Annotated in this window: 20 protein-coding genes and 2 pseudogenes; 6 read left to right on the forward strand and 16 right to left on the reverse strand. The window is 63.1% G+C overall.

Going from position 1 to position 21,683, the window contains the following annotated elements; genetic code table 11:
• Positions 1-3,267 carry a type VI secretion system Vgr family protein gene (locus ACQ4MM_RS20050; RefSeq protein ID WP_431478995.1) on the reverse strand — a complete coding sequence of 1,089 codons (3,267 nt, stop codon included), beginning with the start codon at positions 3,265-3,267 and terminating at the stop codon, positions 1-3.
• 166 nt (positions 3,268-3,433) lie between these two features.
• Here ACQ4MM_RS20050 and flgG point away from each other — a divergent pair, with 166 nt between their 5' ends.
• The 6 genes from flgG to flgL all read left to right on the forward strand — a co-directional run bounded on the left by flgG (position 3,434) and on the right by flgL (position 10,191).
• Entirely contained in the window at positions 3,434-4,216 is a 783-nt protein-coding gene (gene flgG / locus ACQ4MM_RS20055; protein ID WP_090441524.1) for a flagellar basal-body rod protein FlgG, read from the forward strand.
• A 15-nt stretch (positions 4,217-4,231) separates the two neighbouring features.
• Positions 4,232-4,888, forward strand: a complete 657-nt coding sequence (locus tag ACQ4MM_RS20060; protein WP_431478996.1) for a flagellar basal body L-ring protein FlgH — start codon at positions 4,232-4,234, stop codon at positions 4,886-4,888.
• Between the two features lie 2 nt (positions 4,889-4,890).
• Positions 4,891-5,997: a flagellar basal body P-ring protein FlgI gene (locus tag ACQ4MM_RS20065; protein WP_431478997.1), complete on the forward strand. Its 1,107-nt coding sequence runs from the start codon at positions 4,891-4,893 to the stop codon at positions 5,995-5,997.
• A gap of 10 nt (positions 5,998-6,007) precedes the next feature.
• The gene (gene flgJ, locus ACQ4MM_RS20070) at positions 6,008-6,928 is read left to right on the forward strand and encodes a flagellar assembly peptidoglycan hydrolase FlgJ (RefSeq protein ID WP_431478998.1); all 921 of its coding nucleotides are present in this window, start codon (positions 6,008-6,010) and stop codon (positions 6,926-6,928) included.
• A 62-nt stretch (positions 6,929-6,990) separates the two neighbouring features.
• A complete protein-coding gene (gene flgK / locus ACQ4MM_RS20075) occupies positions 6,991-8,940 on the forward strand; it encodes a flagellar hook-associated protein FlgK (RefSeq protein WP_431478999.1) in 1,950 nt (649 codons plus the stop codon).
• A 21-nt stretch (positions 8,941-8,961) separates the two neighbouring features.
• Complete coding sequence (flgL, locus tag ACQ4MM_RS20080) at positions 8,962-10,191, forward strand: flagellar hook-associated protein FlgL (RefSeq protein WP_431479000.1); 1,230 nt, start codon at positions 8,962-8,964, stop codon at positions 10,189-10,191.
• Here flgL and fliR read toward each other — a convergent pair.
• The 15 genes and pseudogenes from fliR to fliF all read right to left on the reverse strand — a co-directional run bounded on the left by fliR (position 10,149) and on the right by fliF (position 21,572).
• Positions 10,149-11,006, reverse strand: coding sequence for a flagellar biosynthetic protein FliR (fliR, locus tag ACQ4MM_RS20085; RefSeq protein WP_431479001.1), 858 nt, complete (start codon positions 11,004-11,006; stop codon positions 10,149-10,151). The genes flgL and fliR overlap by 43 nt on opposite strands.
• 3 nt (positions 11,007-11,009) lie before the next feature.
• On the reverse strand, positions 11,010-11,279 hold the full coding sequence (gene fliQ, locus ACQ4MM_RS20090) for a flagellar biosynthesis protein FliQ (RefSeq protein WP_055930712.1): 270 nt from the start codon (positions 11,277-11,279) through the stop codon (positions 11,010-11,012).
• Between the two features lie 11 nt (positions 11,280-11,290).
• A pseudogene (gene fliP / locus ACQ4MM_RS20095) lies at positions 11,291-12,038 on the reverse strand (flagellar type III secretion system pore protein FliP).
• A complete protein-coding gene (fliO, locus tag ACQ4MM_RS20100) occupies positions 12,028-12,645 on the reverse strand; it encodes a flagellar biosynthetic protein FliO (protein WP_431479002.1) in 618 nt (205 codons plus the stop codon). Before fliO ends, fliP begins: the two are co-directional and overlap by 11 nt.
• On the reverse strand, positions 12,642-13,061 hold the full coding sequence (gene fliN, locus ACQ4MM_RS20105) for a flagellar motor switch protein FliN (protein ID WP_055930721.1): 420 nt from the start codon (positions 13,059-13,061) through the stop codon (positions 12,642-12,644). The genes fliO and fliN overlap by 4 nt, the downstream gene beginning before the upstream one ends.
• A 15-nt stretch (positions 13,062-13,076) precedes the next feature.
• Positions 13,077-14,057: a flagellar motor switch protein FliM gene (gene fliM, locus ACQ4MM_RS20110; protein WP_431479003.1), complete on the reverse strand. Its 981-nt coding sequence runs from the start codon at positions 14,055-14,057 to the stop codon at positions 13,077-13,079.
• Positions 14,058-14,071: 14 nt separating this feature from the next.
• Positions 14,072-14,590 carry a flagellar basal body-associated protein FliL gene (gene fliL, locus ACQ4MM_RS20115; protein ID WP_431479004.1) on the reverse strand — a complete coding sequence of 173 codons (519 nt, stop codon included), beginning with the start codon at positions 14,588-14,590 and terminating at the stop codon, positions 14,072-14,074.
• Positions 14,591-14,719: 129 nt separating this feature from the next.
• The gene (locus ACQ4MM_RS20120) at positions 14,720-16,201 is read right to left on the reverse strand and encodes a flagellar hook-length control protein FliK (RefSeq protein WP_431479005.1); all 1,482 of its coding nucleotides are present in this window, start codon (positions 16,199-16,201) and stop codon (positions 14,720-14,722) included.
• Between the two features lie 12 nt (positions 16,202-16,213).
• On the reverse strand, positions 16,214-16,654 hold the full coding sequence (gene fliJ / locus ACQ4MM_RS20125; protein WP_431479006.1) for a flagellar export protein FliJ: 441 nt from the start codon (positions 16,652-16,654) through the stop codon (positions 16,214-16,216).
• A 34-nt stretch (positions 16,655-16,688) separates the two neighbouring features.
• A pseudogene (fliI, locus tag ACQ4MM_RS20130) lies at positions 16,689-18,094 on the reverse strand (flagellar protein export ATPase FliI).
• Positions 18,043-18,540: a FliH/SctL family protein gene (locus tag ACQ4MM_RS20135; protein WP_431479007.1), complete on the reverse strand. Its 498-nt coding sequence runs from the start codon at positions 18,538-18,540 to the stop codon at positions 18,043-18,045. The pseudogene fliI and the gene ACQ4MM_RS20135 overlap by 52 nt, the downstream one beginning before the upstream one ends.
• Positions 18,437-18,844: a hypothetical protein gene (locus ACQ4MM_RS20140; RefSeq protein WP_431479008.1), complete on the reverse strand. Its 408-nt coding sequence runs from the start codon at positions 18,842-18,844 to the stop codon at positions 18,437-18,439. The genes ACQ4MM_RS20135 and ACQ4MM_RS20140 overlap by 104 nt, the downstream gene beginning before the upstream one ends.
• On the reverse strand, positions 18,844-19,842 hold the full coding sequence (gene fliG / locus ACQ4MM_RS20145) for a flagellar motor switch protein FliG (protein ID WP_055930739.1): 999 nt from the start codon (positions 19,840-19,842) through the stop codon (positions 18,844-18,846). Before fliG ends, ACQ4MM_RS20140 begins: the two co-directional genes overlap by 1 nt.
• Positions 19,835-20,521, reverse strand: a complete 687-nt coding sequence (locus ACQ4MM_RS20150) for a flagellar M-ring protein FliF C-terminal domain-containing protein (RefSeq protein WP_431479009.1) — start codon at positions 20,519-20,521, stop codon at positions 19,835-19,837. Before ACQ4MM_RS20150 ends, fliG begins: the two co-directional genes overlap by 8 nt.
• Complete coding sequence (gene fliF / locus ACQ4MM_RS20155) at positions 20,463-21,572, reverse strand: flagellar basal-body MS-ring/collar protein FliF (protein WP_431479010.1); 1,110 nt, start codon at positions 21,570-21,572, stop codon at positions 20,463-20,465. The genes ACQ4MM_RS20150 and fliF overlap by 59 nt, the downstream gene beginning before the upstream one ends.
• Positions 21,573-21,683: the final 111 nt, after the last annotated feature.

The following is a 21,683-nucleotide window of genomic DNA, read 5'->3' on the forward strand; positions in this document are numbered from 1 at the left end:
TCAGCTTTTAATCTTCTTAATAAGGGTCGAGCCGCTTGACGTATTGAGTTCGGCGCGAGCGATCGGTGCATGGAACTGCTCTATATCGACGCCATTGACATTCAAGTGGCTGTCGGCGTAACCAAGTGCGTTGAGGCCGTGATAGAACCTGTCGCTTTCGCTCCAGCTTTCCTTCTCAACGGCGATCTCCAGTTCGCGGGCATGACTGTTTGCCACGAGCCAGATCTTGTTCGGTGTCTGGTTGTAGGCTTCATGGAGGGTCTTTTCGTCTGCCGGCGTGAGAACGATCTTCCCTTCGTCATCAGAAATGCCGGAAAGTAGGAACTGTTCTTCTCCCAAGGCATCAACATGGCTGCTCGCACGAACAATTCGCCAATCAGTATTGGGGTACGGTTCAGCATTCAATCCAGGCACATCCTGTAAGCGCATGTCGAACTTCACGGGAATATTTTCGACCGCCGAACGCGGTAGCGGTGGCATTGGATAGTTTGAGCGGGATGGGCCCACGAAACTCTTCTTGCCTGCGTTGATCTCGATCTTTCCGGGGCACTGCACCGTGATGTTGCCTCCATCGATAGTGATGTTTGCTCCGCCAGCGGTGGAAAGGCTGATCTTCTTCGCCGCAGCCCAATCGATATGCGCGTTGGAGCTCTTCACGTTGATCACGTCACGTGCCTGCACCAGCATCGCACCTGCCTGCGCCTGCACGTCGATCGGATCGCGCGCGGCGATAACCTGCACACCGATGTCTTGCTCGCCCGCCTTGACTGCGCCCCCCAGCATGCCGATCGTTTGCTGCGTGTGGATGCGCATCTGGCCGCCGGTGGCGACTTGCGTATCAGCGCCGCTCATGACGCTTGCGGTCTCGCCTGCGGCAATTTGCAGGTCGCGTGCGGCGCTCATTGACAGGCCATCCTTGGCGGAGATTGCAATGATCGGATCGGCGCTGTGCGGCAATTTGCCTGCGCCGGGGCCCGTCTTGCGCTCGCCGGCATCGGCTTGCGCGGCATCGACACCTGAGTCGCCGACCATGCCGGAGACAGCGGTCAGCAGCGATTTCAGCGGCGCTTCTTTGTCATCAAGCGCGCTTGCATTGGCCTTGTGCGACCCCACGTGGGAAGCCAGTCCGACCGTGCGGTGCTTTACGGCGATTTCGCTGAAGGTCTCGCCCAGCTTGACCGCTTGCTTCAGCATGGCGATGCCGGCGGTGTTGTCGCCGGCTGGTTCGCGCTGCGAGGCGCCGTGTGTGATCTTGTAGCTTGTGACCAGCAGGCCGGAGCCCGCGCGAACTGCGCCATAAGCATCGGTGCGCAGATCGGCGCCCTGGCCGCGCAGGCTGCCGCGGTAGTTGTCGGTGTTGTGGACCAGGTGGCCCAGGTTCAGTTCCGTCGCGGCCTGGGTGGTGCGCAGTTGCACGCGGCCCTGGCTGTCGGTGTCGTCGAACACAAGCTGGTTGTAGCCGCTGCCGCCGAATTCCTTGCTGCGCACGCCCCACTGCGCGGAGGCATTGCGGTGGGCGCCGCTGCCGCTGCCGGAGCCGTGCCATACGGGGGCATGGCCGCCGACCAGGTTACCCTGCGCCGAAGTGGCGTGGTCGTGCGCCTGGCCGAAGTGATCGGACGCTTGCTGCGCGTTGGCGCCGCCTGGCGTTGGTGCGATGCCGCTTTCGCCCTGGCCGTTGTACAGGGCGCCGACGATGATCGGGCGGTCGATGTCGTTTTCGATGAACTGCACCAGCACTTCCTGGCCGATGCGTGGCAGGAACTGGCTACCCATGCCGCCGCCGGCTGAGCGTTGTGCGACGCGCACCCAGCACGTGGCGTCGGCGGAGTCCTGCCAGTGGAAGCGGATCCGCACGCGGCCAAGCCGGTCGCAATAAATCTCGTTGCCACCCTGCGGCAGGTCCTGGCCGTTTTCGCCGACCACAATCGCGCTCTGCGAGCCCAGGGCGGTCGGCTTGGCGTGTTGGCGGCCTTCACCGCCAAGGTGGGCAGGGCGCCATGGCACATCCGCCGCCAACGCTGCGAAGCTGTTGGCATAGCCGCTGGCGGAGGCTTTTTCTACCGTAGTGGGGAAGTCTTCCGGCAGGTCGCGCGTTTGCGCGGCCATTGCTTCGAGCAGCTCCGGAATGGGGCCGAACAGCTCGGCCAGGCCGCGCTTGGCGGCTATCGGCAGATTGTTGACGCCCACGCCAAGCACACGCAATGCGACGTAGTTTGCGTCTTTGTCGTCGGAGAAGAGGGCGCCTTGCGTCATCGTGAAGCGGGTGCCGGCGCGCAGCGTGCGCACGGTGGAGCGGCCGTGGCATTGCTGGCTGCGCGCTTCGTGCAGTTGCATGTGCAGCGTGGCGTAGCGTTCGGCCTCGGAGCTGTCGCCGTAGAAGTACTGGCCGGGGTAGTCGTAGCTCTCCGGCTGGTAGGCGTTCTTGCCAAGATCATTCACGCGCGTTGGCACAGTGGTGCTGACGGCTGCTTTGGCCTCGTAGTCATAGCTGAGGACCGCCACCGCGCCGCTGACCAGCTGGCGCATGGATTGCATGGACTGGATGGTGTCGAACTGTTCGCCGGCGCGCGCGGCGTGGTAGCGCAGGCCCTGGCCGGCAGCACTGCTGGCGTCTTCCGGCGTGGCGGATTGTTGGCTGCTGTCGGCGAACAGCACCAGGGTTTGCTCTTCCTCGCCATCTTCGAAGCGCCAGGCGACGCCTTCTTCGGTCAGCAGGCGGCGCACGAAATCGTAGTCGGATTCGCGATACTGGCAGCAGTAACTGCGCACCGGGATCGTGTCGAGCAGGGTGCGTGCGTCGTCGCTCCACTGCCATTTGGCGTAGGGGGCGAAGCCGGAGAACACTTCGTCCACGATGTCGGCTACGCCCTGGTCCTGCCATACCCGGCTGTTTCGGGACTGGGTGGCAAGCCACAGCCAGGACGACATGCGCAAGCGATAGCGTGCAAAACCTCCCTCGCTGCCCAGCATGGCGGCGTGGCTGATATAGCCGTGGAAGATGGTGCGGCTGCCGTCGGCCAGGCTGGCCTGCAAGCTGGCGCGCTGGCCTAACAAGCTGGATGGGTCGATGGTGGCGCTGGTCGACAGGGCAATGACGTCGCGGGCTGCAATCTCCTGCAGGCAGTCGTCCGACAGGAAAGCTTCGACCAGCAGCCCGCCCGAACCGTATTCGCCGTCTTTTTCCAGTGTCAGTTCGTAAAGACGGCTTTCACTAGCGAACTGGGCGAGGGCGGCGTACGCCTGGGACAGGAGTTCAGTCCTCATATTCTATCTTTGCGGCAACAATTAGCAAATCGCAAACAATAGCAGAGCTGAACAATTCACGCCACACACTTGAATAGACGGAGGAAAACCGGCCAGATCGACGCTTTGAGTTGACCTTTGCGACGGGATAATGCGTGCATAGGAAAACCGTTTTTGGAGCAGGCAAATGATTCGATCACTGTGGATTGCCAAGACTGGCATGGAAGCGCAGCAGACCCAGATGGACGTGGTGTCCAATAACCTGGCGAATGTGAGCACCAACGGCTTCAAGAAGTCGCGCGCCGTTTTCGAGGACTTGCTGTACCAGAACATCCGCCAGCCGGGCGCTGCCTCCTCGCAGCAGACCCAGCTTCCATCGGGCATGCAGATCGGTACCGGCGTGCGTCCGGTGGCCATTGAGCGCATCCATACCCAGGGCAACCCGCAGTCGACCGGCAACGACAAGGACCTGATGGTCAATGGCAACGGCTTCTTCCCGGTACTGCTGCCGGACGGCACCACCGCCTACACCCGCGATGGCTCCTTCCAGCGCGATAACAATGGCCAGATGGTCACTTCCAGCGGCTTCGTGCTGCAGCCGGCCATCACCATTCCGATCAATGCCACCAGCATCACGGTGGGCCGTGACGGCATCGTGTCGGTCACCCTGCCGGGCCAGGCGGCGGCGCAGCAGATCGGCGCCATCCAGCTTGCCACCTTCATCAACCCGACCGGGCTGGAATCGAAGGGCGAAAACCTGTACGTGGAAACCGGTTCCTCCGGCGCCGCCACCCAGAACCAGCCGGGCACCAATGGCACCGGCGTGATCCTGCAGGGCTATGTGGAAACCTCGAACGTCAACGTGGTCGAGGAAATGGTCAACATGATCCAGACCCAGCGCGCCTACGAAATCAATTCGAAGGCGATCACCACCTCCGACCAGATGTTGCAGCGCCTGTCGCAACTGTAATAGAACGAGCCCGCCATGCGACTCCGTCTTGCCGCCACCGTTATCGCCGCCGTGCTGCTGTCTGCCTGCGCCGGCGCGCCAACCTCGATCGTCAACGGTCCGACCAGCGCCCGTCCTCTGCCGCCGCCATATCCACCGGTGGCGCAGAACAATGGCGCGATCTTCCAGGCCAGCACCTACCGCCCAGCCTTTGAAGACCGCCGCGCGCGCCATGTGGGCGACGTGATCAATGTCGTTATCACGGAAAGCACGTCCGCCGTCAAAAATGGCGCCAGCGCCGGCAGCAAGTCGGGCAGCGTCAACTTCGGCATTCCCGGCGTGCTGCAGAACCGCTTCGGCACCAATGTTGCAACCAGCGCCGACAACAAGTTTGCCGATGCCGACAGCCAGTCTCTCAGCAACAGCTTCCGTGGCACCATTGGCGCCACCGTGGTGGAAGTGCTGTCGAACGGTAACCTGATCATCGCCGGCGAAAAGCAGGTCGGCATGAACAAGGCCACCGAGTACATCCGCATTTCCGGCATGGTGAACCCTGACTCGATCAATGGCAATTCAGTGGCCTCGACCGCGATCGCTGATGCCCGCGTCGAATACCGTACCAAGAGCAATATCGATGGCGCTGAGGTGCAGTCGATGCTGTCGCGCTTCTTCCTCAGCCTGCTGCCTTTCTGATCATGAAGAATTTCAAGCTCCTCACTCTCTGCGCGGCCTTGCTGCTGGCGCCTGCCGTGCAGGCTGAACGCCTGAAAGACCTGGCCAGCATCGCCGGCGTGCGCCAGAACCAGTTGATGGGTTATGGCCTGGTGGTCGGCCTGGACGGCTCGGGCGACCAGACCACGCAAACCCCGTTTACCGTGCAATCGGTGGCCTCGATGCTGCAGCAGATGGGTATTGCGCTGCCTGCGGGGACCACGCTGCAATTGAAGAATGTGGCGGCGGTGATGGTCACCACCAGCCTGCCGGCCTTCGCGCAACCGGGCCAGCAGATCGACGTCACCGTGTCGTCGATGGGTAACGCCAAATCGCTGCGCGGCGGCACTCTGCTGATGACCCCGCTGAAAGGCGCCGACGGCCAGGTGTACGGCATGGCGCAGGGAAATGTGCTGGTCGGCGGCGTCGGCGCGCAGGCGCCGGGCGGCGGTGCTGCCGTGGTGGTGAACCACCTGTCGGTCGGCCGTATTTCCGGCGGCGCCACGGTGGAACGCGCAGTACCGACCACGCTGGGCGACGGCAACCAGATCCGCCTGGAGCTGAACAACACCGACTTTGCCACCGCCAGCCGCGTGGTGCATGCGATCAACGATAAATACGGCGCCGGCGTGGCCTACGCGCAGGATGGCCGCACCATCCGCGTCACCGCACCATCGTCAAGCGATGCGCGGGTGGCCTTCATCGGCGAGCTGGAGAGCATGGATGTGCGCCCGGCGCGCCAGGCTGCCAAGGTCATCATGAACGCCCGCACCGGCTCGGTGGTGATGAACCAGGAAGTGACGCTTGAGACGTGCGCCATTTCGCACGGCAACCTGTCAGTATCGGTCAGTGCCGACACCCAGGTCAGCCAGCCGAATCCACTCAGCGGCGGCCAGACCGTGGTAAGCCAGCAGGGCAGTGTCGACATCAAGAAAGACTCCGGCAAGGTCATCATGCTGAAGGGCGGCGCGTCGCTGGCCGACGTGGTGAAGGCCCTCAACGCCATCGGCGCTTCCCCGCAAGACTTGCTGGCCATCCTGCAGGCGATGAAGGCAGCGGGTTCGCTGCGCGCCGAGCTGGAAATCATTTGAGGACGCAGCCATGATCCCGCGTACCGCCAGCAGCGACCTGGGCGCCAACCTTGCCATCGACACCAAGGGCATGTCCGAGTTGCGCCAGTCGGCGCGTGCCGGTTCGCCGGAAGCCTTGAAAACCACGGCGGTCCAGTTCGAAGCGATGTTCGTCAACATGATGATGAAGAGCATGCGCGACGCCACGCCGCAAGACGGTTTGATGGACAACCAGCAAACCAAGATGTTCACCTCCATGCTTGACCAGCAGACCAGCCAGGACATTGCCAAAAAGGGCCTGGGCCTGGCAGACGTACTGGTGCGGCAGCTTTCGAAAACCCTGGCGCCGCAGGACGGCGTGCCGACCGACCCGGCCATGACGCGCGCCCTGATGGAGCAAGCCAAGCTGCAACGCTCGATCGAGGCCAGTGGCGGCGCCGCCGCCGTGGCCAAGGCCGGCACGAACCCGGTAGCTGCCTCCGACAAGCCGGCCCATGTGCGCAGCTTCCAGGAGAAACTGTCGAGCCACGCGGAAGAGGCCAGCCGCGCTTCCGGCATCCCGGCCAAGTTCATGCTGGGCCAGGCTGCGCTGGAAACCGGCTGGGGCCGGCGCGAAATCAAAGGCCGCGACGGCAGCAACAGCAATAACCTGTTCGGCATCAAGGCTGGCCCGGACTGGAAGGGCCGTGTTGTCGAAACGGCTACAACCGAATACATCAACGGCAAGCCGCAGACCCGCGTCGAGAAATTCCGCGCCTACGACAGCTATGCGGACAGCTTCAAGGACTACGCCCGCCTGCTGAGCAGTAATCCGCGCTATGAAAAAGCGCTGGCAGCGGCCGGCAGCACCGATGCCGCCGGCTTCGCCATGGGCCTGCAGCGCGCCGGCTACGCCACCGATCCCAACTATGCCAGCAAGCTGGCCGGCATTATCAAGCGCACTCTTGCCTGACGAACATCAAGTTTTGTCCGGATGTGCCGTAAACTGAATATCTAGCGAAGGTAATTATCAAAATGTCCTTACTCAGCATCGGTAGAAGTGGTTTGTTGGCTGCCCAGACGGGCCTGGCCACCACTGGGCACAACATTACCAACGCCAACGTGCTCGGCTATAACCGTCAAGTGGTGGTGCAAGGCACGACGCCGCCCCTGCAGACGGGCGAAGGTTTCATCGGCACCGGCACCGAAGTGGCGCAGATCAAGCGGGTCTACGACGACTTCCTGAACCGCCAGCTGCTGGGCGCCCAGACCAACCAGGCGCAGCTCGACACCTATTTCAACCAGGTTAGCCAGATCGACAACTTGCTGGCCGATACGACGGTTGGCCTGGGACCGGCACTGCAGAGCTTCTTCAGCGGCGTACAAAACGCCAACTCGAACCCGCAGTCGACCGCGGCGCGCCAGGCCATGCTGTCGGCGGCCGAATCGCTGGCTTCGCGCTTCAACGGCCTGTCCAGCCGCATGAAGGAATTGAACGAAGGCGTAAATTCCGGCGTGACCGCCAGCGTCAACGAGATCAACTCCTTCGCGCGCCGTATCGCCGAGATGAACAACACGATTGCCGGCCTGTCGGTCGATCCTTCGGCCCTGCCGAGCGACCTGATGGACCAGCGCGACGCCCTGATCGCCGAAATGAACAAGCAGATCAAGGTCACCGTGATGCCGGCCGAGAACAATATGCTGAACGTATCGTTCGGCACCGGCCAGCCGCTGGTGATCGGCAACCGCAGCCAGGAACTGGCGACCGCCGCTTCGCCATCCGACCCGGAGCGCATCGTGGTCGGCTACCGCACCCAGGCCGGCACATTTTCACAACTGCCGGACAGCGTGCTGACCGGCGGCCAGCTGGGTGGCCTGATCGATTTCCGCAACAGCGGCCTGGACGTGGCAAATGCCAACCTCGGCAAGATTGCGGCCGGCCTGGCCGATGCCTTCAACGACCAGCACAAGCTTGGCATCGACCTGGATGGCAACCTGGGCGGCAACTTCTTCAAGGACATCCACGCTTACGTCGGCTACGACTCCCGCAATTCGTCGTCGAGCACGGTGAAAATCGATGCGGTGGTAGTCGACGCGGCCAAGCTGACCACCTCCGATTACGACATCAATTACAACGGTACCGACTTCGTCGTGACCCGCGCCAGCGATGGCGCGACCACGACCATCGCGCCGTATCCGCAGGCCCAGCCGCAAGTGATCGATGGCGTGGCCTTCTCGATCACCGGTGCCGCAGGTGGCCCGGACCACTTCCTGGTGCGCCCAACCTATAACGCGGCGCAGGATTTTGGCGTTGAGCTGAAGGACCGCAACAAGATTGCGCTGGGCGCGCCAATCAGCACTTCGGCGCCGGCCGCCAATACCGGCACCGGCAAGATCAGCGCCGGCGCCGTGAACTCGAACTACCTGTTGCCGGGCAACCAGCTTGCCGCGCCGGTCACGCTGACCTACAACAGTGCGACCAACCAGCTGAGCGGCTTCCCGACCGCGGTTGACGTCACGGTCAACGGTGTCACCACGAACTATCCGGCTGGTACGCCGGTGCCGTACACCGCGGGCGCCAAGATGGCCTTCCAGGGCATTGAGATCGAGCTCACCGGCAATCCTGCCAACAACGATAAGTTCACCATTTCGCCGGGCAGCGGCGTCGGCGATGCGCGCAATGGCGTGCTGCTGGCCGGCTTGCAGACGAAGAACATCCTGGATGATGGCCACGCCACCTTCCAGGCCAGCTATGCGCAGATGGTCAACTTCGTCGGCAACAAGACGCGCGAAGTGCAGATTGCCGGCGCGGCAGCCGATACCACCGTGGCGCAGGCGCAGGCCGCGCGCGATTCGGTGTCGGGCGTGAACCTGGATGAAGAAGCTTCCAACCTGCTGCGTTACCAGCAGGCCTACCAGGCCTCTGGCAAAGTGATCCAGGTGGCAAGTGAATTGTTTGATACCCTGCTGTCGCTGGGCAGATAAGTTTTTTGAAGGAATAGCATCATGGTCATGCGTATTGCCACCCGGACGATTTACGAGAACGGCGTCAGCCAGCTGAACACGCTGCAGGCGCAGTTGCAGAAGACGCAGATGCAGTTATCGACCATGCGGCGTGTTGTGAACCCTTCGGACGACCCGGTTGCCTCGGCGCGCGCGCTGGAAGTGTCGCAGTCGAAGGAAATGAACACCCAGTTCGTCACCAACCGCAGCAATGCCAATTCCTCGCTGTCGCTGGTCGACAATACCCTGGCAAACACCGATGACCTGCTGCAGGAAGTGAAGAGCAAGATCGTCGCCGCCGGCAACCCCGGCTTTACGCTGGCCGACCGCGAAGCGCTGGCCAAGGAGCTGGAGGGACGCCTGGAAGATTTGCTGGGCCAGGCCAATGCCACCGACGGCACCGGCGCCTATCTGTTCTCCGGCTATAAGAGCGATATCAAGCCATTTACCCGTTCCGCTACCGGCGCCACCTACAACGGCGACCAGGGCCAGCGCGAACTGCAGGTGGCATCGTCGCGCAAGCTGGCCACCAGCGAAACCGGTTCGGCTATCTTTGAAAGCAATATCACCGGAAACGGCACCTTCCAGACCAGCGTCGATCCTGCCAACTACACGCGCGGCGGCACCGGCATCATTTCGCCGGGCGTGGTGAAGACACCTTCGGCTGTGACGGGCCACAACTACACGCTGAACTTTACCGTGACCGGTACGCCGGCGGTGACCACGTATACCGTCAACGACGTTACTGCCGGCACCGCGGTCGCCTCGAACGTCCCATTCGTGTCTGGCCAGCCGATCGCCTTCGATGGCATCCAGATGGACATCACTGGAGCACCCGCGAATGGCGACGTGTTCAACGTCGATCCGAGCAAGAACCAGTCGGTGTTCGAAACCATGACCACGTTGATCGCTGCGTTGCGCGGTCCTTCGGGTACGCCACAGGCGGGCACCGCATTGACCAATGCGCTGAACCTGGCCAACCAGAACATCACCAATTCGCTGGACAATGTGCTGTCGGTGCGCGCCTCGGTGGGCGCCCGCCTGAGCGAACTGGATCACCTCGACAGCGCCGGCGAAGACCTGAACCTGCAGTACGCCAGCCAGATCTCCGACCTGGTCGACCTGGACCCGGTGGAAGCCATCTCGCGCTTCACACAGCAGCAAACCACGCTGGAAGCAGCGCAGAAGTCCTACAAGGCGCTGACGGGCTTGTCGCTGTTCAATTTGATCTGAGGCTTGCCCGGTATCGGTGGCCGGGTTGTCCTGCTATCCCACTCGCGCGGCAATTGCCGCGCTTTTTCGATGCCTTCATTGACCAGCGCCTGGATCGGCATGCTCATGTAAGGCAGGGTCATGGTCAGGGTCAGGAAGCCGACGCCCAGTGTGATCGGGAAACCGATGCCGAACAGGTTCAGCTGCGGCGCGGCGCGCGTCAGGACGCCCAGCGCCACGTTGGTGATCAGCAGTGCCGCGACAATCGGCAGCGACAGCTGCAGGCCAGCCGTGAAGATCTTCGAGCCCCACAGTGCCAGGTCCCAGAACCCATCGTTGCGGAAGGAAATGGCTGCCACCGGCAGCGTATAAAAGCTTTCCGCCAGCGCTTCAATCAGCACCAGGTGACCATTCACCGCCAGCACGGCCAGCGTCATCACCCACACCAGGAATTGCGATACTGCCGAGGAGCGGCCTTGCGACATCGGGTCGAAGAAACTGGCGAAACCCAGGCCCATGGTCAGGCTGGAGATCTCGCCCGCCATTTCCACCGCCGCGAACACCAGCCGCAAGGCGAACCCCATGCCGGCGCCAATCACGATTTCGCGCGCCAGCACCGATAAGCCGGACCAGCCGGCCGGGTCGAGGGCCGGCATGGCAGGCACCGCGGGCGCGACCACCATGGCGATCAGCACGCCCAGCGCCAGCTTGACGTTCTGCGGGATGCGGGCATTGCCGAAGATAGGGGAGGCCGCGATCAGCGACAGGATGCGGGCCGCCGGCCACATCAAAGCGGCGATCCAGGTATTGAGTTCAGCGGCGGTAACGACCAGCATCGGTCACGAGACCAGCGATGGAATGCCGGTCAGTACCTGCCGCATATAGTCGACCATCACGGAAATCATCCACGGTCCCGCCACCACCAGGGTGACGAACACGCCGACCAGTTTCGGGATGAAGGACAGGGTGGCTTCATTGATCTGGGTGGCGGCCTGGAAGATCGAGACCACCAGGCCAATCAGCAGCGCCACCAGCAGCAGTGGCGCGGCCACCATCAGCGTGACTTCCATGGCCTGGCGGCCCATGGTCATGACTGTTTCGGGCGTCATCGCAAGCCTCCCTAATAGAAGCTCTGGGACAGCGAACCCAGCAGAAGTTGCCAGCCGTCGACCAGCACGAACAGCATCAGCTTGAACGGCAGCGAAATCACGGCGGGCGACATCATCATCATACCCATCGACATCAGCACCGAAGCCACCACCATGTCGATGATGAGGAAGGGGATGAAGATGGCAAAGCCGATCTGGAAGGCGGTCTTCAGTTCGGAAGTGATGAAGGCCGGCACCAGGATCTTCAGTGGCACATCTTCCGGCCCCTGCAATTCCTGGCTGCGCGAAATCTTGACGAACAGGGCCAGGTCGGACTGGCGGGTCTGTTTCAGCATGAAGGTTTTCAGCGGCGCGGCCGAACGCTCCATCGCTTGCTGCATGGTGATCTTGTTGTCTTGCAGCGGCACCCAGGCCTCGGTGTAGATCCTGTCGAACACTGGGCTCATCACAAAGAAGGTCAGGAACAGCGACAGGCCGATGATGACCTGGTTGGGCGGCGCCGACTGCGTGCCGAGCGCCTGGCGCAGCAGCGACAGCACGATCACGATGCGGGTGAAGCCGGTCATCATCAACAGCGCTGCCGGGATGAAGGTCAGCGCCGTCATCAGGATCAGCGTTTGCAGCGTCAGGCCGTAATTGGTGCCGCCGCCCGCGGCGGGGGGTACTGGTGAAGGCGGGGATGGTCGGCTCGGCGGCAGCCATCAGCGGCAGGATCAACGCGGCGCCGGCAGCCAGGCACAGTGCGCGTTTATTTGCCATTGCGCTTTTCGATCGTCTGTTTGAACCATTCGGCGAAATTGGCGCCGGGCACGGCTGGCGCATCGGCCAGCTCGGCGTCGTCCGCTTGCTGGCGCGGCATGGTGGCCAGGGCGTTCATGCGGCCGGGCGAAGCGCCGACCACGATCCATTGCTCGCCGACTTCCACCACCAGGATGCGCTCGCGGGCGCCGACGCTGAGCGCGCCGACCAGCTTGACCTTGCTGCCGCCGGTAATGTGTTTCGGGCCGAAGCGCTTCAGCAGCCAGGCCAGGCCGACCAGCAGGGCGATGACGAAGCCCAGCGACAAAATGGTCTGCAATAGCGAACCGGCGGCGGACGGCGCCTGTGCCGCCAGCGCATTGTTCGGCGCCTGGGTATTGGCGGCGCGGGCCCCGGCCAGGGCGGCCTGCTGCTCGGGCGTGGCGGCTGGCGCGCTGGCGGCCGGCGCGACCGGGCTGGCGGCGTTGGCCGGCGCCGCTTGTGCGCTGGTCGAAATGGTGTCGGGAGCGGCAGCTTGCTGCGCCAAAGCAGGAGCGCCGGCGAGGCAGAAGGCGGCCGCCAAGGTCAGCGGCCGCAGGAGGCGGAAGGCAGTAATTCTCTGCTTCATTTATTCAGTTTTCGGATGCGTTCGGAAGGCGTGATGATATCCGTCAGGCGGATACCGAACTTGTCGTTCACCACCACCACCTCGCCCTGGGCGATCAGGCAGCCGTTGACCAGCACGTCCATCGGTTCGCCGGCCAGGCCGTCCAGTTCCACCACCGAGCCTTGCGCCAGTTGCAGCAGGTTCTTGATGGCGATCTTGGTGCGGCCCAGTTCCACCGTAAGCTGGACCGGGATATCGAGGATGAAGTCGATATCGTTATGGGTTTCGGTCTTGTTCGGCTGCTTGGAAAAGTCCTTGAACACGGCGGCAGTGGCGGCCTGGTTCTGCATGGCAGCAGCTTCGGCCGCGGCCTGCTCGGCAATCGCGGCGCCCCAATCGTCATCCATGCTTGTATCGTCGTCTTGATTATCCGCCATGTTTCTCTCCTAGCTTTATTTCATATTATCCGCGTTTGCCAGCAGTTTCTCCACCTTCAATGCGTATTGCCCGTTCAACACCCCGTAGGTGCAGTCGAGCACAGGCACGCCATCCACGGTCGCTTCGATGGTTTCCGGGATGGACAGCGGGATCACGTCGCCGACTTTCATGTTCAGGATCTCGTCGAAGCTGACCTTGGCGGTGCCGAGCTTGGCCACCAGTTCCACTTCGGCGATCTGGATCTGCTGCGTCATCAGGCGGATCCAGCGCTTGTCCACTTCCAGCGCTTCGCCCTGCAGCGAGGAGGTCAGCGCGTCGCGGATCGGCTCGATCATCGAGTACGGCATGCAGAAGTGGATCTGGCCCGACACTGAACCGAGCTCGACGGTGAAGGTCGACGCCACCACCACTTCGTTCGGCGTGGCGATGTTGGCGAACTGCGTATTCATTTCGGAACGGATGTACTCGAATTCCACCGGGTACACCGGTTCCCACGATTTGGTATAGGCCTCGAACACGATATCGAGGATGCGCAAGATGATGCGCTGCTCGGTCTGGGTAAAGTCGCGGCCCTCGACGCGGGTGTGGAAACGGCCATCGCCGCCGAACAGGTTGTCGACCAGCAGGAACACCAGGCCCGGGTCGAATACCATCAGGGCCGTGCCGCGCAGCGGCTTCATGTGCACCAGGTTGAGGTTGGTCGGCACCACCAGGTTGCGGATGAACTCGGAATACTTGGACACGCGCACCGAGCCGACCGACACTTCCGCGCTGCGGCGCAGGAAGTTGAACAGGCCCACGCGCAGCAGGCGCGCGAAACGCTCGTTGATAATTTCCAGGGTCGGCATCCGGCCCCGGACGATGCGTTCCTGCGTCGCCAGGTTATAGGTCCGGACACCCGTGCTCTCCTCGGGCGTTGCGACGTCGTCCTGGTCGCCGTTGACGCCCTTTAAGAGCGCATCGACTTCTTCCTGGGAGAGAAAATTATCAGCCATGCTTCACCCGGGCCTTACTGGATGATGAATGCGGTAAACAAGACTTCGGATACTTCCTGTACCTCGCCGCCGGTTTCGAACGGCAGGTTGACCGCTTCCATGATGTCCTTGCTCAGTTGCTGCTTGCCTTCCGGCGTATTGATCTCGGATGCATGCTTGCTCGACAGCAGCAGCAGGATGCGGCTGCGCACCTTCGGCATATTGGTCTTGATGACTTCCGACTCTTCCAGGCTGGCGGCCTGCAGCGTGATCGCCAGCTGCAGGTACTGGTCGCCGTTTTCCGGCTGCAGGTTGACCGTGAACTGGTCCACTGGAATATAGACTGGCGGGCCGGCTTTCTTGGCCGGCTTCTTGGCCTTCTTGCCCGGCTTGGCTTCTTCCGCATGCTCTTCGCCGCTATCGCTCTTCAGCATGAACCATGCGCCACCGCCCCCGGCCAGGGCGAGCACCAGCACGCCCACCAGGATGATGATCAGCTTTTTCTTACCGCCACCGGCCGGCGGTGCGGCTTCTGCCTTAGCCTCAGCCTTCATTTTTGGATTCGCTTTCAATTCTGCTGCCTTGGATGCAAGAGTTGGATCATGACGCCATTATGTCATTATCGCGAAATCTTTCGGGGAGCGATGCGCCGAAAAGAGGCGGGAAGCAGGGCTATCTCTGCCTTAGGCGAAAGTGTCGACTGCGCTGAGTACGCTGCGCCGCACCACAGGGGCGGCCTGCGATGCGCTCTCGGCATTGTCATTCTGGCCATTGGCAACGCCACGGCCGCGCTTGGCGGCTGCCGCGGCTTCCATTTCGGCGAAGGCCTGCTGCTGGTCCTGGCTGCCGGACGACACGCTGCTATCGCCCAGCTTGATGCCGGCTTCGCCCATGGTTTCGCGCAGTTTCGGCAGTGCTTGCTCGAGCGCTTCCCGCACTTCCGGCTGGGCTGCGGTGAAGGCGACGCTGGCCTGGTCATTGGAGACGCTCAGTACCACTTGCAGTGGACCAAGGTCGGGCGGGTTGAGGGTCAATGTGGCGCTCTGCTCGCCGCCATTGACCATCCACACCACTTTCTGGCCCAGCTGGTGGTCCCAGCCCTGGCTGCCGACGCGGGCCTGCAGCTGGTTGCTGGCCAGGGCCTGGGCGGCTTGTGCGTTGGCTGCGCCGGCTGGCGCCAGGGCGGTGGCGGCTGCCTGCAGGGCGCCCGCTTGCGGCTGGATGGCGTGCTTGGCTTCCAGTGCTGCCGCGTCGGCGGCCTTGCCGGCGTCGGCACTGGCTTGCTGCAGCGCGGCCTGGAAATCGGTGCGCGGTTGCGCGGCGCTCTTGTCGCTGCCGGCGGCAGGATTTGCGCCGGTAGCGCCGGCCTCGGCGGCCGCGTCGTGGCGCGCTTTCGCCAATGAGTCGGCGAGGGCGGGATCTTGTGCTTTCACTGCGCCGTCGGCAGCAGCCTTGGCTGCCAGCAGCGCGTCCTGGTCAATCGGCATGCCCTCTGCCGGCAGGCGCTCGGCCACGCCGCTCCTGCCGCCCTGGCCGGACAGGACAGCGTCGCTGGCCAGTTCGGCATCGGTGGCGCGGCCATCCTTGCCGGCGGCGGCAGCGGCGGCTGCAGCAGCGGCGGCTGCCGCACTCGCGGCGCTGGCAGCGTCGGCAGCACTCGGCTGGGCCAGGCCCTGGATCATGGCCAGCATATCGGCCACCGCATCGTTGGCGGCTTGCTGGCTATCGGCCTGCTCGGCGCTGGCATCCGTGCTGGTGGAAGCGCTGGCGCCGGCCGATGCATCGGCCGGCACGGCCGCGGCTGCGGCGGGTTGGGCGTCCGAAGGCGCGGCGGCATTGTTGGCCTGGTTGCCTGGCTGGGGCTTGCCTGCTGCCTGGGTTTGCGCAGATGGCTTGTTGGCAGGGACCGCAGCATTGGCGGCGGGCTTCGGCTGCTGGCTGGCCTGGGCATGCGGCTGCTGGCTGGCCGGCTTGGGCGCCTCGGCGCGGCGCGTGGCGGCCTGCGCCTGCGGTTGCAGCGCTGGCGGCACCGCCTTGGCCTGGCGTTCGATCTGGTTGTTCAGGGTCTGTGCGAACTGATTGTCTTCCTGTGCGGCATTGGACGAGCGGCCAGCAGCCGAATTGCCGGAAAGGAGAGGGGAGTTCTGTACAGTCTGGGTTTGCATGATCGAATCTGTCTAGCGTTTGAAAAATGCCTGGCGGGAGGCGTGTTCGTCCATGGCCTTCTGGTCGCGCTTGGCTTCCTTCTTGAGCTCCTGGGCTTCGGCCCGGTCGCGCAAGGTGGAATACGACATGCGCTTGCGTTCAGCGTCCTGCCATACTTGCTTCTCTTTATCGCCGCGCGCTTTGTTGTGGCGCAGCACTTCCTGCTGGCCCAGGATCGCCGTATCCAGTTTCTCCATGAAAGCCTGGAAATTGCGATACGCCATCGGGGTAATGCCTTGCTGTTGCGAAGCGTCGAAGCGGCGGCCGTACTCGTCGCGGTAGCCAATCAACATGTTCAGCTTCTCTTCCGCTTCCGACACGGCTTTCAGGGCCGCGCCAAGGCGTTTGGCGGCATCGTCGGTTTCCCGCTGCGCCAGGTCGATCAGGGTTTCAAGTTGCTGGGTAGAGGCCATGATGGTTAATTATATGCAAGGCCAAACGCGTCAATCAGTCGAATAGCGTGGTTAACTGGCCCAAGCTCTCGGGCATGTTGACCTGCTCGGTGATTTGCTGCTGCAGGAATTGTTCAATCTTATCGTGCAGGTTGATGGCCTGGTCAAGCACCGGATCGGTGCCCGGCGTGTATGCCCCGACGGCGATCAGGTCGCGGCTGCGTTCGTAGCGCGAAAACAACTGTTTCAGCTTGCGGGCCTGGTTCTGGTGGGTATGCGACGTGATCGAGTGCATGGCGCGGCTGATTGACTGTTCGATATCAATTGCCGGATAGTGGCCGGCCTCCGCCAGGCGCCGGTTCAGCACGATGTGGCCGTCCAGGATGGCGCGTGCCGAGTCGGCGATCGGGTCCTGCTGGTCGTCGCCCTCGGTCAATACCGTGTAAAAAGCCGTGATCGAGCCGCCGCCCAGTTCGCCATTGCCGGCACGCTCCACCAGCACTGGCAATTTTGCAAACACAGAAGGCGGGTAACCTTTGGTGGCCGGCGGTTCGCCGATGGCCAGGGCGATTTCGCGCTGCGCCATGGCGTAGCGGGTCAGCGAATCCATGATCAGCAGCACGTTCTGGCCCTTGTCGCGGAAGTGTTCGGCAATCGCGGTGGAGTAGGCTGCGCCCTGCATGCGCATCAGCGGCGGCGTGTCGGCCGGCGCCGCCACTACCACGGAACGGCGCAGGCCTTCTTCGCCCAGGATCTGCTCGATGAATTCTTTCACCTCACGGCCCCGCTCGCCGATCAGGCCGACCACGATGATGTCCGCTTCGGTGTAGCGCGCCATCATGCCGAGCAGGACGGACTTGCCGACGCCGGAACCGGCGAACAGGCCCATGCGCTGGCCGCGTCCCACCGTCAGCATGGCATTGATGCAGCGCACGCCGACGTCCAGCGTTTCCCACGATCGGCGCGCGGCCCAGCGGATTGGCGGGACGCACATTGATCGGCGCCGAGTCGCTGGTCTGGATCGGGGCCCAGGCCATCCAGCGGCCGGCCGGCGCCATCGACCACGCGGCCCAGCAATTCGGGGCCGACCGGCAGGTGGCGCGCGCGGTCGCTGGGGCGGCGCCGCGGGTGGTTGACGCTGCCCGGCTTCGGCACGCTCTGTTCGACCGGAAACACGCGGGTGCCGGGAATGATGCCTTCGACATCGCTTTGCGGCATCAGGAACAGCTTGTCGCCTTCAAAGCCGACCACTTCGGCCTCGACCTTGCCGCCGGAGGGCAGGGGCACGGTGCAGGCGGCGCCGACCGCCAGGCGCAGGCCGACCGCTTCCATCACCAGGCCGGCCACGCGCGTGACGCGGCCCGACACCTGCATCGGTTCGACGAAATCGACCAGGGTGGCGCAATCGTTCAGGTAAGAACGCCAGCGGCCTGCGTGCACTTGAGGGTCGGGGGCGCCCATATCAGTCGATCCAGTCGATGTCCTTGCCGAGTGCAAGGCTCAGGCGTTGCCAGCGCGACGCCACGGTGGCGTCGATCTGGTTGGAGGCGGTATCGACCTTGCAGCCGCCGCGCTCGATGGTGGGGTCGTCGATCACGCGCCAGCCCGCCTTTGTCGAGTTCTTCCGCAATGCCCTCGCGCACCACGGCGGCATCGTCCGGGTTCAGGATCAGCAGTGCCGGCTGTTGCAGCACCGGCAGGTATTCGATCGCTTCGCGCACGATCGGCAGGATCAGTTCCGGTTTCACGCGCAGCGCGGTCTTGATCATGCCTTTGGCCAGGTGCAGCGCCAGTTCCAGCACTTCATTGCTGATGGCCTGGTCGGCATCGCGCAGTGCGGTGCTGAAGTTTGTCGGCGATTTCGCGTAGCGGCGCCAGCGCCTGCTCGGTGGCGGCGCGCGCTTCATCCAATGCCTGTGCGGCGCCGTCGTCGTGGCCGGCCTTGAAGCCGGCGTCATAGCCTTGCTGGCGCGCTTCCTCGCGGATGGCGGCCAGTTCTTCCTCCCTCGGGTAGTCGGGGGCAGGGGCCGGCTCGGCGTCGTATTGCGCTTGTTCGACTTCCGCCAGTGCCGCGGCTTCTTCCGCCGCGATGGCGCGTGCTTGCTGTTCTTCGCGTTCGCGCTGGGCCAACATGCTCGGGCGTGAGTCGCCGAAGGATTGCAGCTCCCAACGCTGGTATGCAGTCTGTTTTTCTTTTGGAATGTTCGACATCAAACGAAGGAATCCTCGCCTTTACCACCCAATACGATCTGGCCTTCATCCGCCAGGCGGCGCACGATCTGCAGGATCTGCTTCTGCTGCGTCTCCACTTCGGACAGGCGTACCGGGCCTTTGTTTTCCAGGTCTTCGCGCATCATTTCCGAAGCGCGCGCCGACATGTTCTTGAAGACCTTGTCGCGCAAGTCCGGCGAGGCGCCTTTCAGCGCGATGATCAGCATTTCGGACTGCACTTCGCGCAGCAGCAGCTGGATGCCGCGGTCGTCGACATCGATCAGGTTGTCGAACACGAACATCTCGTCCATGATCTTCTGCGCCATATCGTTGTCGTAGTTCTTGATATTGTCCATCACGTTCTGTTCCTGCTCGCCGGACATGAAGTTCAGGATCTCGGCCGCGGCGCGCACGCCGCCCAGGGTCGATTTCTTGATGTTTTCATTGCCGGATAGTAGTTTGGTCAGCACGTCGTTCAGCTCGCGCAAGGCCTGCGGCTGCACGCCGTCCAGCGTGGCGATACGCAGCACCGCATCGTTGCGCAGGCGGTCGGTGAAATGGCCGAGAATTTCGCAAGCCTGGTCGCGCTCCAGGTGCACCAGGATGGTGGCGATGATCTGCGGGTGTTCGTTGCGGATCAGTTCGGCCACCGACTGCGAATCCATCCACTTCAGCGATTCGATGCCGGACGCGTCCTTGCCGCCCAGGATACGCGACAGCAGCACCGACGCCTTGTCGTCGCCCAGCGCTTTGGTCAGCACCTGGCGGATGTATTCGTCCGAGTCGATGCCCACGGTCGAGGCGGCCGCGTACTGGTCGCGGAAATCGTCCAGCACGTCGACCACCATCTCATGCGGGATGTTTTTCATGGTGGCCATCGAGGCGCCCAGTTTCAAGACTTCGCGCGGGCCGAGATATTTCATCACCTCAGCCGCTTCGCCTTCGCCCATCGCCAGCATCAGGATGGCGGCCTTCTGCAGTCCGGTATTCTCAGTCATTATTGCCTATCCATTCCTTGATGACGTTGGCGACGATGCGCGGGTCTTCCGCGGCCAGTTTCTTCGCCAGCGCCAGGTTGTCGCGGTAGGTGCGGGCCGTGTTTTCTTCCATCTTGGCGATCTCCTCCGCCAGCATTTCTTCCGGTGTCGGTCCCAGCGGCGCGACAATCGGCTCTGGTTCCGGCTCCGGTTCCGGCTCGTTGATCGCATCGATCTTCTTGAACACCGGACGCATCATTGGACGCACGATACGCAGCAGGATGTAGAGCAGGATCAGGGCCGTGATCAGGAACTTCGCCAACTCCTTGGCCAGCGGCAGGTTGGCCGGATCGCGCCACCATTCGAGCGGCGCTTCCGGTTCCCGGTCGACCCCGTCGAATGGCGCATTGGCCACGCTGACGGAATCGCCGCGGTCCTGGTTGTAGCCCATGGCTTCCCTGACCAGGCTGTTGATCTTTGCCATTTCGTCAGCACTCAGCGGCTTGACGACGACCTTGCCGTTTTTATCGATGGTCCGACGATAGTTTACTACGACGCCGACCGTCATGCGCTTCAGTCCGGCCATTGCCTTCTGTTCATAGCGCACGGTCTTGTCGACTTCATAATTGGTTGTCGATTCCTTATGGCTGGGCCCGGCCGCGGTGCTTGCGGCGCCCGTGCCTGGCTGGCCGGGGGGCACCGGCAGCGCCGGGCGGCGTGGTGGTCAGCGGGGCCGTCGCGACGCCCGGCGGCTGGTTCGACAGTGCGCCGGGAATGCCGCCCGGATTGGCGTTGGCATTGCCGCTGGTTTCGCTGTTCTGCTGGCTGCGGATGGCGGAGGCGGCCGGCGGCGAATTCGGCTTGTAGGTCTCGGCCGCCTGTTCGATGGCGGAGAAATCGACGTCGGCGACCGCTTCCGCCCGCACATTGCCTTCGCCCACGATCGGCGTGATGATCGATTCGACTTGCTTGATGACTTGCTTCTGCATCTCCTGCACATACTTGAGCTGGGATGCATCGAGGTTCTTGGCGTTGTTGGCCGCGTTGCCGTTCTTGTTGGTGTCCGACACCAGGTTGCCGGCCTGGTCGACCACGGTCACGTTGGCCGGCGACAGTTCCGGCACCGAAGAGGCGACCAGGTGCACGATAGCGCTGACCTGGGCCGGCTCGATCATGCGGTTGGCATGCAGCTGCAGGATGACGGAAGCGGTGGGCTTTTGCTGGTCGCGCACGAAGACGGAAGGCTTGGGCAAGGCCAGGTGCACGCGGGCCGACTCGACGGCGCCGATGGACTGGATGGAGCGCGCCAGTTCGCCTTCCAGCGCGCGCTGGTAGTTGACCTGTTCCAGGAACTGGGACACGCCCAGCTTCTGGTTTTCCATGACTTCAAAACCGACATTGCCGCCTTTCGGCAAGCCCTGCTGGGCCAGGCGCAGGCGCACATTGTGCACTTGCTCGGCCGGCACCAGGATGGCCTGGCCGCCCTCGGCCAGCTTGTACTTGACCTGCATCTGGTCCAGCGAAGCGGTGATGGCGCCGCCATCCTTGTCGGTGTAGTTGGCGAACAGGACCTTGTAGTCCGGTTCCTTGTTCCACATCCACAGCATCAGGATCAGCGCCAGGATGCCCGCCACGGCGGCCCCGCGGATCACCATCTTGCCCATGGGGGTCTGGAAGAAGGCGAAGCGGCCCGTGGGCGCCCGCTGGACTTCGGGATCGTCGATATCGATTTGTTCGGCGGCTGCAGCCATGGGTAATCACTGTGGGGTTAATGGGCCTGTTGCACATTATCAGGCGATGTTGCGCCCTTTAAAGGCTTGAATAGGCCACCGTTTGCCTTCCTGCTCAGGGCTATCGCCTTG

Origin of the sequence: Massilia eburnea (genome assembly GCF_050709955.1) — a bacterium.
GTDB lineage: Bacteria > Pseudomonadota > Gammaproteobacteria > Burkholderiales > Burkholderiaceae_D > Rugamonas > Rugamonas eburnea_A.

What these genes read in the sequence shown, in the direction of transcription:
- ACQ4MM_RS20050 (WP_431478995.1), bottom strand. Translation starts at nt 3,267, where the DNA reads ATGAGGACTGAACTCCTGTCCCAGGCGTACGCCGCCCTCGCCCAGTTC.
- fliJ (WP_431479006.1), bottom strand. Translation starts at nt 16,654, where the DNA reads ATGGCCTCTACCCAGCAACTTGAAACCCTGATCGACCTGGCGCAGCGG.
- flgL (WP_431479000.1), top strand. Translation starts at nt 8,962, where the DNA reads ATGGTCATGCGTATTGCCACCCGGACGATTTACGAGAACGGCGTCAGC.
- ACQ4MM_RS20120 (WP_431479005.1), bottom strand. Translation starts at nt 16,201, where the DNA reads ATGCAAACCCAGACTGTACAGAACTCCCCTCTCCTTTCCGGCAATTCG.
- fliO (WP_431479002.1), bottom strand. Translation starts at nt 12,645, where the DNA reads ATGAAGCAGAGAATTACTGCCTTCCGCCTCCTGCGGCCGCTGACCTTG.
- fliM (WP_431479003.1), bottom strand. Translation starts at nt 14,057, where the DNA reads ATGGCTGATAATTTTCTCTCCCAGGAAGAAGTCGATGCGCTCTTAAAG.
- fliF (WP_431479010.1), bottom strand. Translation starts at nt 21,572, where the DNA reads ATGGCTGCAGCCGCCGAACAAATCGATATCGACGATCCCGAAGTCCAG.
- flgK (WP_431478999.1), top strand. Translation starts at nt 6,991, where the DNA reads ATGTCCTTACTCAGCATCGGTAGAAGTGGTTTGTTGGCTGCCCAGACG.
- ACQ4MM_RS20140 (WP_431479008.1), bottom strand. Translation starts at nt 18,844, where the DNA reads ATGTCGAACATTCCAAAAGAAAAACAGACTGCATACCAGCGTTGGGAG.
- flgJ (WP_431478998.1), top strand. Translation starts at nt 6,008, where the DNA reads ATGATCCCGCGTACCGCCAGCAGCGACCTGGGCGCCAACCTTGCCATC.
- ACQ4MM_RS20060 (WP_431478996.1), top strand. Translation starts at nt 4,232, where the DNA reads ATGCGACTCCGTCTTGCCGCCACCGTTATCGCCGCCGTGCTGCTGTCT.
- fliG (WP_055930739.1), bottom strand. Translation starts at nt 19,842, where the DNA reads ATGACTGAGAATACCGGACTGCAGAAGGCCGCCATCCTGATGCTGGCG.
- fliL (WP_431479004.1), bottom strand. Translation starts at nt 14,590, where the DNA reads ATGAAGGCTGAGGCTAAGGCAGAAGCCGCACCGCCGGCCGGTGGCGGT.
- fliN (WP_055930721.1), bottom strand. Translation starts at nt 13,061, where the DNA reads ATGGCGGATAATCAAGACGACGATACAAGCATGGATGACGATTGGGGC.
- ACQ4MM_RS20065 (WP_431478997.1), top strand. Translation starts at nt 4,891, where the DNA reads ATGAAGAATTTCAAGCTCCTCACTCTCTGCGCGGCCTTGCTGCTGGCG.
- ACQ4MM_RS20135 (WP_431479007.1), bottom strand. Translation starts at nt 18,540, where the DNA reads ATGAAGCGCGCGCCGCCACCGAGCAGGCGCTGGCGCCGCTACGCGAAA.
- fliQ (WP_055930712.1), bottom strand. Translation starts at nt 11,279, where the DNA reads ATGACGCCCGAAACAGTCATGACCATGGGCCGCCAGGCCATGGAAGTC.
- flgG (WP_090441524.1), top strand. Translation starts at nt 3,434, where the DNA reads ATGATTCGATCACTGTGGATTGCCAAGACTGGCATGGAAGCGCAGCAG.
- fliR (WP_431479001.1), bottom strand. Translation starts at nt 11,006, where the DNA reads ATGCTGGTCGTTACCGCCGCTGAACTCAATACCTGGATCGCCGCTTTG.